This window comes from Paenibacillus sp. NPDC058367 (assembly GCF_042723305.1).
In the GTDB taxonomy this organism is placed as follows: Bacteria; Bacillota; Bacilli; order Paenibacillales; family Paenibacillaceae; genus Paenibacillus_AQ.
The window spans coordinates 1,397,715-1,413,478 of record NZ_JBHXIZ010000001.1; the positions used below are offsets into that span (position 1 = coordinate 1,397,715).

Consider the following 15,764-nt stretch of genomic DNA (forward strand, 5'->3'; position numbering starts at 1 on the left):
CTGAGATTCTTAAGAGGGATTTCTATAAATATTTTAGGCTATATCTTTATGGTCAATATTGCGAATCGCCATATAGGCAATACCTGCTCCAATCAAGCCAAGCGAGATCGACACCGCCGCTAAATTACCTAAGCGTGCTTGATCAAATCCACCAGAAATTAGGGACGTAACTAAAACCGCCGAGACGATGGTGGCAGGAACTGATTTTTTCTTCATTCCAAAGTACAAAGGAATCAGAGCAATACCCGCTGCGTAAAATGCGTTTGCGCCTAACTTGATCAGCTCTGAAGTGATTATAGGAAGGTTTAACTCACCCGGGATAAGCCCTACAAACGAATTAAATCCTATTAGCATAGCTCCAACTACAATGTCTGACACGATGATGGCAACAAATGTGAAGGCGAACACTATCAATATTTTCGCAGTCATTAGCTTTTTACGTGAGATAGGGTACATGAAGAGAAGAGTAATAGTGTTGTTCTTATACTCATCAATCACCAGCTTGCTAATAATAACGGAAGCGAAAATAATATAAGCAGCCTTAACAAAAACGAACACACCTTCAAACATATCTGCGTAAGAAGCGAACGACGGTTCATTCTCATTTCGATCAACGAATAAAACCATAATCATAAACCCAAGAATAGCGAGATTGACGATTGCTGCCCCTGTAAGAAGAGTCTTTAGCTTATTCTTCCGAATCTCCAAAGATATTAATTTAAGCAACGCCTTCACCCCCAATCAATTGTAAAAAATAATCTTCCAGCGTATGTTGTTTCTTGCTGATGCTCTCAATCTCCACGTCTGCTAGCACTAACGCCTTATTCAGATCACGTTGTGAGATACCACCGTCATAAATTCTTACTGTAATATGATCTAGTACTTTGAAGTTATTGAGGCCAAGCTTGTGCTCCAACACGTACACTGCTTTGTTAATCTCATTCGTAACCACTTCGATATATTCTGTATTTTGACCGCGAATGGAATCCATCGCCACCTCTTCTACCAGAGCACCCTGCCGGATCACACCGATAGTATCAGCAATTTGCTCGATCTCCCCCAGAATATGACTAGATACAAGTAACGTCATACCATATTCACCGCTAAGCATCCGGAACACTTCACGCATCTCTTTGATTCCCACAGGGTCTAGTCCATTAATCGGCTCATCCAGAATGAGCAGCTCCGGTTTCGTCATAAAGGCTCTGGCAATACCAAGGCGCTGCTTCATCCCAAGCGAAAATTGCTTCACCGGCTTTTTATCGATACCCGTAAGCTTTACCAGCTCCAGCGCTTCGCCAATCGCTTGCGGATCATAATAGCCCATATATTCTCCATGCAGGATCAGGTTTTCCTTGGCTGTGAGTTTATCATAGAACACTGGATATTCAATGATGCAGCCCATCCGTTTGAGCATTTCATACGAATGATTTGTCATTTTTTCATTAAAAAACTCAATCTCACCACTCGTCGGTTTAACGAGGTTCGTGATCATTTTCATGACCGTTGTTTTTCCGGCACCGTTCGGTCCAAGAAAGCCATAAATTTCACCTTGTTTAATATTCATATTCACATTGCTAACGGCTTCTTTGCCTTGGTAGGTTTTCGTTAAATTTCTTGTTCGAAGTATCGTAGTCATTTCCGTGCTCCCCTTTGTTTTCGTCTCGTCTTCCTTAGTTCTTATTGTACACAGCAGAATTTTCTTTTTTATTACTCGATTCTTACAAAAATCTTAAGCTGCACACAATTTCATTCTTTAGAAGCTTAATCTACGAAAAGAAAGGGTAAATACTGTTCTCACAAACGGTTGACTAACCAGTGTAATGGTACCATTCATCTGTTCCGTTAATCTTTTGGTGATCGTCAGACCTAGACCACTCCCTTGATATGTTCGATTTCTCGAATCCTCCAGTGTATAGAGCCGTTCGAATACTTTATCCTGGTGAACTTCACTAATGCCTTTTCCCCTGTCCCAAACATCTATGTATACTTTGTTCTTATCACTATAGAGTTTCAAGCCTAATACGCCTCCGGCATCGCCGTAAGCAATCGCATTCGATAACAAATTGGACAATATTCGATCCAGCGCCTCTTCGTTCCCCATAAAATATAGCGAGTCATCAGGGATCTCTATCTCCACCTCACTGCCCTTGGCGCTAAGGATATCATAGAAAGAGAGAATATTACGTCTGCATACCTCGCCTGCCTCAACACGTGTAAGATTGATTTCCCGATCCCCCGATTCCAGCTTAGCCAAGTCAAAGAACTTGTTCATCAGATGGATCACTTCATTTGCTTTTTGGTGAATCGTATTCATCATACGTTCCCGTTCCTCGGCTGGCATATGTTCATCCTGAAGAATCGTCTCAATATAACCGAGTACTACCGTTAGCGGAGTCTTAAGATCGTGGGAAATGTTCGACAGCATATTACGCATGGACTTCTCCAGCTTCACGCGCTCAATGCTTCCTTTATGATTAATGTCGAGCAGCCGATTTAGATCAATCAGCACACTTTGCAGCTCCACGTTACTACTGAATAACAGTAGTCTTTCGTGTGAACCTTCAGCCATGATGCTACTTAGCTTGTCATGAATATATTTCAGGTCTCTGGAAGCTTTACGCGAATGCTGATATTGCCATACAATGACGACGAGCAGGAGTACAATGACCACACTAAACGCCATGCTCATTATAGCTGCTCTCCCAACTTATACCCGATCCCCCACAACGTCTTGATGAACTCTGGATGGGAGGGATCATCTTCTATTTTTTCGCGTAATCTTCTCATATGTACATTAATAACGTTCTCATCTCCGAAATAATCATCTGCCCATACGCTAGCATAAATCTGCGCTTTGGTGAAGACCCTGCCCGGATGTGTAACGAACAGCTTAAGAATATGAAATTCCTTAGACGTTAACTTCACTTCTTCCCCGTTCTTTAGCACAGAGAAATTATCCAAATCCACAGTCAGGCCACCAATGGAAATCTTTTGCTTCGCAGGAATTGGAGCTTCCGGTTGGATGGTGGGGGTAGCATAACCCGCTCTTCGAATCGCAGCCTTCACTCTTGCAGCTAATTCGATCATTGAAAATGGCTTGGTAATATAATCATCCGCCCCAAAGCCAAGTCCAAGCGCTTTATCCACATCGCTGTCCTTGGCTGACATGATCAACACCGGAACTAGACTTGTCACACGGATCGTCTGGAGAATATCAGTACCGCTGCGCTTGGGCAGCATGAGATCTAATAATACAAGATCAAAAGGATTGCTAGTACGGAATGTCCTTTCCGCTACTTCACCATCAAACGCCGTTTCCACTTCATAGCCCTCTTTTACTAAATAGGACCTAACCATTTCACTAATTGCTTCGTCATCTTCAATTAATAATATTCGGTGCATGAATGTTGCCTCCAATGATTTGAGAATAAAGATTAGTTAAAAACTTAAGGTATTTCTTTAAGGTAAACGTGACTGCGGTGAATGTTTGGACTTCCGGTCGCTGTTGTCCCCAGATTTCTTGATTATATACCGTGTTTCACGGTTGAAATCCGGTGAGCCTATGCTTCCGGAGCGAGCTTTCCTACGGAAAGCTTTCAGGCGAACGCTATCGCTCCTACAGTTCAAAATCCCCCTCCGTCACTCCGTTCCCTTTTCCAAAGTTTCAAAATTCAATTTATATAGTGTAATTATTCGTAATACCCCTTAACCTCAGGCAGTTGCTTATAAATGCTTCCGTCCTGCACGATCTTAATGATCGCTTGAGCTAGTTCAGTCATCTGACCATCATCCTCAGTATTCTGGCATTCTGTCCACTGATAATGACGCTCTCCACTATTAATCTGAACCGATAAATCGTAACTTACAGCAGGTTTTCGATTACACTCGGTAGATAACTCTTTTTCACCTAAGTAATTCGCTAGTACCATTTCTTTATAGATTTGTCCACGTTCCTGTTCAGAAAACTCAAAATCACTAACCTCGACTACTTCCCCATTCTGGAGATCTTTGACCAACTTCTTCTCTATCGTATTAATTTCGTTCTTTTGGTTCACACCATACTTTAAAACAAACTCAAACTTATCTTGTTTCGTTACGTCAAAAGGAATCTGTAGCAGCTCGATCTTTGCTTGTTCGCCCTCGCAGCCCGTTAAGGTATACGACAGAAGTTTATCCGTTTCGTTTCTAACAAGGTTCTGACAAGTGTATGTGGTTACTTGGGGACTACCAAACGTATCTTCTGAATTATCATGCCGCATTTCAATCCCTTGGTCAGTATATTTCAAGTCATTAAAGATCGGATCACCCTCAATTGTGTAATGAACCACACGCTGCTTACCCGCTTTATTTTGGATAAAAGCATCCAGCTTCTTAAAATTCTTAACAATCATTCCATGGCTGTTTATCACATCTTCTTGTTCATTAATGGTAGTTGTGAATTTGTCTTCTCCATTGGATGGCTGGTTAAAGCAACCGGTTACTATAAGCGCTATAAAAATCAGAAGAATACCGCTCGATCTCATCGATCATAACCTCCTTAAACACTCCATAAGTAGAATCATTTGTTAAAGTATACCAATAATAACGGGGGCTGGGTATCCCTTCACAGGGATATCTGATGATAGAGAGATTGATAGGAATTTAAACTAGATAGCAAAAAAAGCTGATTGGATATCCAATCAGCTGTGCTTCTGTACTTCAGAAATCTCCTCAATATCTATCGCTAAGTCTACGGAAATTCTCCGGCTCTTAATGCAAGAAATGCATCAGGAACGGTGCTGCTACTGCGCCACCTAACATACTAGTCCCAAATATTGCCCAGTCATTTAAAATATGTGCAATGATCGACGTCCAGATATTCTTTGTTTTCATGTAAGCAAGCGTTAGAATAATTCGAGCGATTCCGATTCCCAGAATGGCCTGAGCAAAATTAAAATTGTACGTTTTTAAGTGTAGTGCACCAAAAATGAGCGCTGTTACGATTAATGCAATAAACACGGACGCCTTGCGTGACATTTTAAAGCCAATAAAGCAAAGCTGCATAATCGCCAGGAATGGCAAGATCGTTAACAATTCCTCGCCAATTAATTGAAATCCTGAGAAGAACAATGTCCAGAGCTTCTCACCTGTTGAAAGGGTATCCCCATGACCTAGCACCGCATTTACTGTTACAGCTCCCATCGATGAAAGCAGCGCAGCTACCCCCAACGTTACGATGAAATTAATAATAAAGAATAAAATCCCGTATAATACATGACTTACTTCAGGCTTTTTGAAGAGAATTCCTAACTTCCCTTTGGTTGCCCACACTAATGCGATTAACGGAAACAGCGTGAATAGAAACGGAGCAATCTTGCTCTGCACTTCATTAGGCAGAAAAGGAATCTCTACTGTCATTGTTAAATAGCCTACAACGATACTTGCAAGGATCACTACCCATTTGCCAATAGGCATGAAATACGGCTGTCCATTATACAAAGGATAATCTACGGTTTGTTTTACTTTTGTCATGTTGCACGACCTTCCAACGCTTATTATTATACTGTGAATCCTATCACTGGAATATGAACTATAAATGAACCGACAAGTTGATTTATAATCCCTGATGAAATGCTCAATTTCTGGCCGAAGATGGAGCATAAAAATAACCAGTCACCGACATCGATCGGTAACTGGTTATCTTTGAATTATCAATTGAATCCTAAGGAATCGTCAAATAATCTCGATATTCCGATAAGCGTGTGTTCGAACACATTTTCTGAAGTAAATATACCAATAGATGAATCAGCCAATCCCTTCTGGAGGGCGGGGCTAAATAAATCGATGCTCTTGGCAATCTGTCCGCCAATAACGATGCGGTTTGGTTGATAGTCTATAACATAGGACTTTAGCATCCTAGCCAATCGTGCACCGAATTCTTCAAACACCTTGCAGCACAAGCTATTCCCGTTTCTTGCTTGTTCTGCGAGTTCCTTCACGTCCATTCCTTTTTCTAGAGCTCCCATCTGCTCAGCCAGGCGAAGAATTCCCCGACGTGAGAAGGCATTATCTATGGTGCTCTCCATGAAAGGTTTATCAAAAAGCCAACCGTCCTTGGGGACACCTGGTCCTTCGTTCAGGATCGATGCACGATCAATAAATGCGGAGCCTAGCCCTGTCCCTAAAGTTAACGAAATATATCGTTCATTTGGAAATAACCTACTTACGCCTAAGGCAAACAGCTTCGCATCATTCTCAAAGCGAATATCTGCCTGCAGCAGGTGCTTCGCCCATTCCTTATGTTGTAAGGTATTGAACCGGGTATATAATACTTCTCGTACATTCTTACCATACAATGCCTCATATTTACTAAGCCCCTGAATATAACAGATACCTTGCTGATAATCAAAGGGCCCAGGAAAGGCGAGACCGATATTCCAAGTACAGTTTGCCGATTTCCCTAGTGTAACGGTATAAAACTGATATTGATCTTCGAATATAGAAATAAATTGCTCTATAATCACTTCGGCATCTTGATCAGCAAGTGCAGGATGCTGCTTGCAGCTAGCCTGTTGCAATTCTCCATCCACGACTAAACCAGATTTAATAAAGGTTCCTCCCACGTCTAAAGCGATCACGACTTTAGGCTTCAAAGGAGACTCACATCCCATGCCTTGGATACGCCTGCTTTCACAAGCTTACATGGCTTGTTTCCGATATTTATAATTTCATAGGCACTGAACACGGCTGGAAGGATATATGATTCCGCGTATTGTAACTCCACATATATAGATTCATCTGCACAGGATACTATACGAACCTTTTCTCCCTCAACCAAGTTATACATTACCATTTCGTTATTTGTATGGTCCACCCATGTATCATGTAAGTGCACACGATGAACATAAAACAGTAGATCTTCACGCTGTCCAAGAACATACTCCTCGTTAATCCCCTGCTTTTGCAGCAAGCTTGGCTTAGGAATCAAATTGTCCTCTACCCATGCCGTTCTTTTATCGAAATCAATATTATCAAAGGCATGATCAATATTAATAGGACGTGGCTTGCCATCTATTCCTTTACGAAGGAAATCGTAGATTTTGAACGTAAACCACCATGTCGTAGAGGATATTTCGAGTACTAAGTTGTTCTTTCCAGAGGCATGAACAGTCCCTGTAGGAATTAGGAATAAATCCCCCTTATTCGCTTCATATTGATTAACGAAGTCAGTGATTTGAATGGGTTCACCAGTTTCTTGTGCATGGTGTACCGCGTTAAAGAATTCCTCCTTCGTACATTGTTCGGTCAGTCCCAAGAACACAGATGTATTCTCTAAATTCTCCATGATATAGTACGATTCTTGCTGTGCCATAAATTCATTAAATGTCTCACGAATATACTCCTGCTTCGGATGTACCTGGCACGACAAGCTATCTCCGTCGATGGTATCAAGGTAGTCGAAGCGAATCGGAAAATAATCACCAAACAGCCCGACAATACGATTCCCGAGAATGGCCGGATGCTCATAATGCATGACTATGAGGAAGGGGACCTCGATTATTTCGTCGTTGTATTTCAGCAAAATGGAGTTCTCCGGTGCAATCGGTTCAAAGCTCCATGCGCAGTTGGCCCACTCCTTCGGAAGCTCCGCGAATTTCTTCAAATATTGACCGCCCCATATCCCTGGCGCGAAGAACGGCTTCACACGCATAGGGGACTTGGCGATATCTGCAATCATCTGGCGTAGGGTGAAGACCGTCGTTAGCTTGGGACACTCAGGCTCATTCATATCCACGTAATAGTGGATCGAATCCAATACTTCTTTTCGGTAAGTTTCCAGTACTGGCCATTCCACAAATAGACAGATTTTATACTTCTCCACCACATCTCGGTTCCAACTAAAGCCGAAATTCAATAAATGTGCTTTATGTTCCAATTGCTGATACTCACGAGATACATCCAAGAAGTAGGTAATATCGTAGTTGCCGTTCCCGAGCCAATAGGCCCCTGGTCCAAACGTGATGATGAAGGTTGTTTGGTGGGCAGGTAATTGAATCTGTTTTTTGTAGTTGTCTATCTTGTCTTGTGCTTCTAGGACGAAATAATCTGCAATCGTAGCATCCGAAAAATAACCAAATGCACGATTATCTGTAATATTCGCTTCAAAGAACATACGAAGTTCTTCGCTTGTCTTCACAAAACTATTGGTACCGATGAGAACCGTCTTATGCCCTTCTTGCTCCAATACATCTATGATCCTTGCCAGGACGTGCTGATATTGGGCACCATGCGTTCCGTCAATAGCTACATTAATAATACTAGTGGAATTCATTGCAGCTTGTTGTAGAAGCGGGGACAGTATTGCTTCAAAACCTCGCTGGACTCCGGCTTTTGCATATGGCGTAACTGTATCTGGCTTCATTTGTTGAGTGTACCGAATAGGGTTAATAGGTCTTTTCTCGAACATAGTTGTCACTCCTATACAGTTAGTGAGCTCTATCCCGCTCATAGTGATATATTTTAGGGCAATATGCCTGATTCCAATGCCTTCCACACAAGCTGTGCGAACTGGCTGTTCGACCAAGCGAACCACTCACGTGTAAATTGGGTTGAATCATTGACATCAAATCCCTCATGCATAAACCCAGTACCAGCATCTGTCGACTCACAGATTTCAATCATCTCGAGCATTTCTTTAGGATCAACTGCGGTTAAGCCCTGCATCGTATAGGCAAGATGCCATACGAATCCCGTGCTAGTATGTGGACTGCCAATGCCGCTCAGCTTCTCGCCTTTGAAGAAATAGGGATTATCCTCACTCAGGGCAAATTTGCGGGTATTCAAATATATTGGATCGTCTGGCGCACAGTAACCTAGATAGGGTGCTGACATTAAGCTCGGAGTACCTGCATCGTCCATCAATAAATGGTTACCGAAACCATCCGTTTCGAACGCATACATCTTGCCGTATTTGGAATGGTCAATGATTCCATAAAGCTCAATTGCATGCCGGATTTCTTCTTCCATTGCCGACATTCGGGCTACGAGATTTGAATCTCTATATACATATTGAGCAATTTCCTGCAATTGGTGAAGCGTTACAGCGGCAAACATATTCGATGGAATATTGAAGTGAAAGTCACACGCATCGTCGCTGGGGCGGAAGCCTGACCAGATCAGTCCAACATTATTTACCGGCATCCCCAAACCGTTCTTACGTAATGTATCTATCATGATGCCGTTGTGACGTTGAAAGCGGTAGGTTGACTGCTCCTTGTGCTCCTGCTCAATCTGCCATATGTTCAACATCTTCAGTAGTGAGGTTCGGAAAACTTCATCAAAGATCCCGGTGCGTCCGGTTTCTTTCCAATATAGATATGCCAAGCGGAATGAGAAGCACATGGAATCCAGCTCAAATTTACGCTCCCATACCCAAGGCGAGCTGTCTGTCTCATCCGTTGCATTCCAATGCCAATCATTTGCAGACTCGTTAAAGGCATTCGCATAAGGATCGATTTGAATATAAAACATATGACGGCGTATTAAGCCTTCTAGAATCCGCCCAAGCTCAGCATCTTCCTTGGCAAAAGGAACATAATGAATAACCTGCTCAACAGAGTCACGCAGCCACATCGCCGGAATATCGCCAGTTAACACAAATGTTGTTCCGTCATCCAACAGCTTAGTAGTTGTTTCTAATGTATTTGGAAAACAATTCTGGAATAATTGACTCAGCTTCGGACGATGAGCCAGACGTTCACTAGCGTCCTTCATAACTTGCTGAACCGCCTGAGGCAGAGGGAACTTATTAATTTCAATAGTAGGTAAACGATGCTCTTTCATAATTTGGTAACCCTCCCGTGATTACTATCTCAAGTAACGAGGAACAACCTCTAAGCTTGTTGAAATGATATTGCCTACGTTCGATCCAATCATGATCTCAAATTTGCCAGGCTCAACCATCCACTGCAAATCAGAACCGACAAACTGCAGCTCCCGTGGAGTAATATGAAATTGAACAACACGCATCTCACCAGGCTCAATATAAATCTTCTGAAATCCTTTTAATTCTCGTTCCGGGCGTGTAATTGTGCTAGTGCAATCTTTTATATATAGCTGAACAACCTCATGTCCAGCTACATCGCCAATATTCGTAACCTCCACGGATACAGTACAAGAATCATCCAGCTCTATTTGTGTCTGATCCAAGCGAATATGCTCGTATTGATAGCTTGTATAGCTTAGACCATAACCAAACACATATTGCGGATGAAAGTCCACCTCAAGATAGCGATGACCTCTGGAGCGTTTCTTATTGTAATAAATCGGTAATTGCCCTGGATGCTTTGGAATGGATAGTGTAAGCCGGCCGGATGGATTATAGTCTCCGAACAAAATATCAGCAATCGCATGCCCGCCCTGCTGTCCCGGGTACCAAGCCTCCAGAATGGCATCCGCATGCTCATCTACCCAAGGCTCGACAATGGGACGACCATTGATATAGACAACAATCAGTTTTTTATTCAAGCTGTGCAGCTCCTGCAGCAGATCAAGTTGCACACCGCATAAGTTCAGCTCTGCACGATCGAAGCCTTCTCCACATTCCATATCACTAAGACTAAATTGATCCGTAATGACGGCAGCCCCTGTCTTCAAATCAATCGTACCTTCACCGAAATCACGTGCACTTGATCCCCCGACAACTGCAATAATGGTATCCGCTGCTGACGCCACCTCCATTGCCTTCTCAAAGCCTGCTTTCGATGGATCTTTCACGCGGCAGCCCGGAGCATACAGCACTTCGCTGAGTCCTGCACATTTAGCGCGAATCCCGTCCAAAACGGTAATGATGTGATGACGCTCCTGTGGTGAAGTATAGTCACCCAATTGATTATAAATATTGTTGGCATTCGGCCCAATAACGGCAATCTTACCAAGTGACGGAGAAAGCGGCAGAGCCTCATCATGATTCTTCAAAAGAATGATGCCTTCACGTGCAGCTTGTCGCGCCATCTCTAAATGCAACTGTTGTCCAACGACACGCTGTGCTGTAGTCGGATCAACAAAGGGACGTTCAAACAATCCCAATTCAAACTTCGCACGCAGAATTCGTTCGACTGCGAGATCAATATCGGAAATGTCAATCAACTGCAGCTGTAATGCATTTATTAGATATCTGCCAAATGTTTCACCAGACATCTCCATATCCACACCAGCTTTAAGTGCAAGAGTCGCCGCCTCTTCTTCGGTCTCACAAATCTGGTGACCGTGTTTAAGCTGGCTGATCGCACCACAATCCGTAATGACGAAGCCATCAAAGCCCCATTGCTCACGAAGCACCTCTGTTAATAACTCCTTACTCGAAGTACACGGAACACCGTCAATTTCATTGTAAGCGGTCATAACAGATTTAGCCCCAGCTTCAATTGCCTTCTGGAATGGCAGCAAATCCTTCTCCATTAACTCGCGTTTTCCCATCCGTACGGTGTCCGCATTACGACCACCATCCGAGCTGCCATACGCGACGAAATGCTTTAATGTTGCCAGGATCGTATGGTCTGTATTTAATGAATCACCTTGTAAGCCCATTACCGCAGCTACTGCCATTTCACTATTTAAATATGGATCTTCCCCAAAGCATTCTTCTGTTCGCCCCCAGCGCGGATCACGTACAATATCTAGTACTGGGGAGTAGGTTGCTGCCCCTCCTTGAGCGCGAGTCTCTGCAGCCACTGCTTGACAGATCTGCCGGAATAATTCCCTATTCCATGTGCTTCCGATAGCAAGCGGTACGGGAAAGACGGTGTTGCCAATCGCCATATGACCATGAGAGCATTCCTCGCCCAGCAGAATCGGAATACCCAGACGTGTATGCTCAATCGCATATTGCTGGATCAGATTCGTTACTTCTGCGCCTTCCAAAGGTGACAACCCAGTTTCCAATGATACCTCTGTCCAAGGATCTGCACGCAGCACACCATACAAAGAGCCCACGCCACCGCTTGCAATTGCTTCCTTAAATACTTCTGTCAATTGAATCTTGCCTTCTGATTTCTCATACGCCTTCCAGCCGAAGGGCTGGAGGAGCTGCCCGATCTTCTCCTCCAGCGTCATTTGAGCCAATAAATCTATAGCACGCTCATGAATCGGCAAAGATGAATCTTTATATCTCATAGCTTACAATTCCTCCCGTTCACATGAACTAGAATTGTCTCCACGCCAGGATTCCTGCATTCATCCCCCGACACATGTCGAACGATACTTCAGGGTTGTTAAACTTCTCACCCCATGTAATGTAATAGCGGAATTCATAGAAGCCGCCAAGCGTAGCTGCAAAGTTGGTTTCCCAATAGTTATTCATCACCCAGGCGTACAAGTGCGCAGGGTCCTGTTCTAGTCTTGCATCGCCATTAAGTAGACGATATTTATGCTCTAAAGCACCCACTTGAATCAACGGAGTGTCTGGCATCGCAATCACAATACCTTGCTCCTTTGAAATGTATGCAGCACCTTCGCCAACAGCCGTATAATCGGCCAAGCTGCCTGGTAATTGATCCTTGCGCAGACGAGTTAGTGCATCCATCTTATCTACCCACAGCTCCTGCGTAGAGGTTGTCAATGCGCCGCCAAACGGAAGTGAAATATACAAATTCTCAGGCTTCCATACACTTTCCTTATGCATCCGTACCGACACATCGACACGAGGACGATCCGCATACACGGTTAAGAATAAGGAATAATGCTCACAACCGGAGACTTCATAGGTCAATTGAATCATGCTATAAAGCTCTCCCTGTCCAACAATTTCTGCACTTGTCAACACACCTGTAGATACAATCGCATTCGGACCTTTCCGATTACGGCCCATAAGACGACGAACCTCCGTCATTTCGACCACCTTTGTGGCTGGCGTAACATCATATACCGGTGTGAATGCATGATGATTCCGGTCTGCACGTAGCAGCTCCTGTCCAGTCTCCTTATCCTTCCAAGAGGTGATTCCTTCACCCTTCTTCCATTCAATACGTACAAATGGTGTTTCAGCGTATGTGGATGTCACATGGAAGTCCTTTACTTCATGGGTAACATCCAAATCCAATACACGATCCGATGCCACATAATCGTTCATATATGCGGTTTTAATTGTTGGCTTAACCGCTACGATATGAAGCACTTTTTCTTCCTGAGGCTCCAGCATGACCGGAATGGTTACAATAACCCCGCGATGCGCAAGACGCAGTTGAGATGGGAGCACCTCACCTGTATTGAAATCACGCACCTCAAACCCTTCTTTAATCTGCTCGTAATACCAACCCTCAAGAATAAGATGGGCATGATCCTCCTGAACATAGCTGTAAGGATTGCAAATTTTGAACTTCATCGGCCGACCCGGTGCAAGCAGTGCATCTCCCTTGGCTTCAAGGATTTCGTACAACGCGCGATGTGCAGCGGTGCTCGCATTAGCAGCGAACGCTTCCTTGCGCAGCCCTAACTCTTGAACAAACGGGTTCCAAGGCTCTGAAATCGAAGAATGATAGCCCCATGTGTGCTCAGCGAACATCGTTAATTGATATTCCATTTCTTTAATAGCTTCCGGGGAAATGATGTCATAATTAGGATCCAGTCTTCTTACCTTTTGGTACACCCGCTGCGCCTCACGGAATACTTGTACATGCTTTGGTGTCGAGCCAACCCCATCCGTCCACCAATCTGGCCAATCTCCGCGATAGACAGGAATATCTTCCGGGTGCTGTGCTGCATGGGCACGGACTTCTGCAAAGAAGTCATCTAGCGTTGCCATTTGAATTAAAATCCGGTCCCCATGCTTGGTATTCCATTGTTGGATAAACTCTATTGCCGCCGCATTTGGCGGGTTATTATCCGTAGGTAAGCCTGAGAACATCGCCGGGAAGAAATCAAATGCATAGCCATCCTCTGTCAGACGATCGATATAACGCCCGATCCGTTGTTCAGCAATTTCAAAATCCGCGCCATTGCTCATATCGAATTCATCTTTAATCGTATATTTACCACCCATACCAGGTACAAGCCCCAGATCATTTCCGAACACATAATGCTCTCCACTCCACGTCAACAGGCGATCCCCTGAAGGCATCTCCCACCAGAACGGCTGCTGCTTCTTCCAGCAAGGAAACATTCCATGATGCGTATGAATACAGGTCGACAAATTCTGGATCCCAGCATCCAGCAATACCTGACCATACCCCCAACTGAAACCGTTAATATCTGCTGTCATTGCCGATGTTACAGGAATTTTAATCGACTGTCCGTAATCAGACACTCGCGCAATCATCGATTGGAACAGCTCTTTACCTATTAATTCTGTCATATTTAGATAAGTCCCCGACAACCCGATAGCTCCCTGTCTCACGCCTTCAGCGAACTCTATCTTCTCTTGCTCTGTCGCCTGCTTCAGAAAGGTTTCAATCGGCCAAAAGGTCTCACAGACCCACTTAAAGCCTTGCCATTCCGGACGACGTCCCGATTTGCTTTCACGTAAAATATGCAGGACCTGCCGAATGAAATTAACATGATACTGCTGAATTTTCTCTTGACGCTCTGTATATCCGATATCTGTATGAGAATGATGGATTGCGTATATTTTCCAAGGTCGTTTGCTGGACATCTCGATCTCTCCCTATAGTTATTTTCACTTGCTATGATACTTCGCTTACTCTACTAATTCTCGAGCGGATACTTATCCATATAGTCGAACAATTCATCCACAGTTGTGAAGGCTACGCCTGTTACGGTATCAGCACAGCCATAGTAAATTGCAATTCGACCTGTATCGCCATCTGAAAGTGCTGCGCAAGGGAAGGTGACATTCGGCACATCTCCTACACACTCATACATTGTCTCTGGTCCAAGAATATAATTCCGTGAGCGTGCTAACACCTTCCATGGCTCATGCAAATCTAATAAAGCAACACCCATCCGATATACGAACCCGTTACACGTATTTATTACACCATGATAGATCAACAACCATCCGCGATCTGTTTCAATTGGAATCGGCCCTGGACCAATTTTCTTCGATTGCCATGCAGAAGTGTCCGAATTGATCGTACCCATCACGTAACGATGCTTTCCCCAGTACGTCAGGTCAGGGCTCTCACTAAAAAAGATATCTCCAAATGGTGTATGCCCCGTATCACTTGGACGGCTTAACATCGCATATTTGCCATTTATTTTACGCGGAAATAATACACCATTCCGGTTGTATGGCAGGAAAGCGTTTTCTAATTGGTGAAAGGTTTTGAAATCATACGTATATGCGAGACCAATTGTAGGACCATGGTATCCATTACACCAAGAAACATAATATTTATCCTCGATTTTACAGACGCGTGGATCGTAGCGATACTCCCGCTTTGTTATATAATCGTCGCCTTCGAATTGGATCGGATTCTCATTAATCTCCCATTGAAGCCCGTCCTGACTGAAGCCAGCGAATATGTCCATACTTACAGATCTGGAGTCACAACGGAATACCCCTGCATAACCCTCTTCAAAAGGAATAACCGCGGAATTGAAAATACTGTTCGAATTTAACTGTGCATCTCGCTGAATAATCGGATTATGGGTATATCGCCACACTGGAGCGTTATAGCCACTCGGCTTATCCTGCCAAGGAATATTTGATAGTGCTTCACCAATAATTTTGCTCATTTCATAAACTCCTTCCATGTATACAATTGTGATCTGCAACTACGTTTTCAGTATGTCTAACCCTACTTGCACCCCTACTTTAAATCATA

12 protein-coding genes are annotated in these 15,764 nt (G+C 43.7%); all 12 read right to left on the reverse strand.

Annotation, left to right across the window (positions count from 1 at the left end):
• Nucleotides 1-33: 33 nt before the first annotated feature.
• The gene (locus tag ACFWMP_RS06170; RefSeq protein WP_379422545.1) at nt 34-726 is read right to left on the reverse strand and encodes an ABC transporter permease; all 693 of its coding nucleotides are present in this window, start codon (nt 724-726) and stop codon (nt 34-36) included.
• Nucleotides 719-1,639 (reverse strand): ABC transporter ATP-binding protein, encoded by a 921-nt coding sequence (locus tag ACFWMP_RS06175; protein ID WP_379422547.1) that lies wholly within the window; start codon nt 1,637-1,639, stop codon nt 719-721. Before ACFWMP_RS06175 ends, ACFWMP_RS06170 begins: the two co-directional genes overlap by 8 nt.
• A 117-nt stretch (nt 1,640-1,756) precedes the next feature.
• Nucleotides 1,757-2,692 (reverse strand): sensor histidine kinase, encoded by a 936-nt coding sequence (locus ACFWMP_RS06180; protein WP_379422549.1) that lies wholly within the window; start codon nt 2,690-2,692, stop codon nt 1,757-1,759.
• Nucleotides 2,692-3,405 (reverse strand): response regulator transcription factor, encoded by a 714-nt coding sequence (locus ACFWMP_RS06185; protein WP_379422551.1) that lies wholly within the window; start codon nt 3,403-3,405, stop codon nt 2,692-2,694. The genes ACFWMP_RS06180 and ACFWMP_RS06185 overlap by 1 nt, the downstream gene beginning before the upstream one ends.
• Before the next feature lie 287 nt (nt 3,406-3,692).
• A complete protein-coding gene (locus ACFWMP_RS06190; protein ID WP_379422553.1) occupies nt 3,693-4,526 on the reverse strand; it encodes a DUF4362 domain-containing protein in 834 nt (277 codons plus the stop codon).
• A gap of 226 nt (nt 4,527-4,752) precedes the next feature.
• The gene (locus ACFWMP_RS06195; RefSeq protein ID WP_042186303.1) at nt 4,753-5,514 is read right to left on the reverse strand and encodes a CPBP family intramembrane glutamic endopeptidase; all 762 of its coding nucleotides are present in this window, start codon (nt 5,512-5,514) and stop codon (nt 4,753-4,755) included.
• A 179-nt stretch (nt 5,515-5,693) separates the two neighbouring features.
• Nucleotides 5,694-6,635, reverse strand: coding sequence for an ROK family protein (locus ACFWMP_RS06200; protein ID WP_379422555.1), 942 nt, complete (start codon nt 6,633-6,635; stop codon nt 5,694-5,696).
• Complete coding sequence (locus tag ACFWMP_RS06205; RefSeq protein ID WP_379422557.1) at nt 6,632-8,449, reverse strand: class I mannose-6-phosphate isomerase; 1,818 nt, start codon at nt 8,447-8,449, stop codon at nt 6,632-6,634. The genes ACFWMP_RS06200 and ACFWMP_RS06205 overlap by 4 nt, the downstream gene beginning before the upstream one ends.
• A gap of 53 nt (nt 8,450-8,502) precedes the next feature.
• Nucleotides 8,503-9,825, reverse strand: coding sequence for a glycoside hydrolase family 125 protein (locus ACFWMP_RS06210; protein WP_379422559.1), 1,323 nt, complete (start codon nt 9,823-9,825; stop codon nt 8,503-8,505).
• Between the two features lie 24 nt (nt 9,826-9,849).
• Nucleotides 9,850-12,156 carry a glycoside hydrolase family 3 N-terminal domain-containing protein gene (locus ACFWMP_RS06215; RefSeq protein ID WP_379422561.1) on the reverse strand — a complete coding sequence of 769 codons (2,307 nt, stop codon included), beginning with the start codon at nt 12,154-12,156 and terminating at the stop codon, nt 9,850-9,852.
• A gap of 28 nt (nt 12,157-12,184) precedes the next feature.
• Nucleotides 12,185-14,629 (reverse strand): glycoside hydrolase family 38 N-terminal domain-containing protein, encoded by a 2,445-nt coding sequence (locus ACFWMP_RS06220; RefSeq protein ID WP_379422563.1) that lies wholly within the window; start codon nt 14,627-14,629, stop codon nt 12,185-12,187.
• Nucleotides 14,630-14,682: 53 nt separating this feature from the next.
• Complete coding sequence (locus ACFWMP_RS06225; protein ID WP_379422565.1) at nt 14,683-15,675, reverse strand: glycoside hydrolase family 130 protein; 993 nt, start codon at nt 15,673-15,675, stop codon at nt 14,683-14,685.
• Nucleotides 15,676-15,764: the final 89 nt, after the last annotated feature.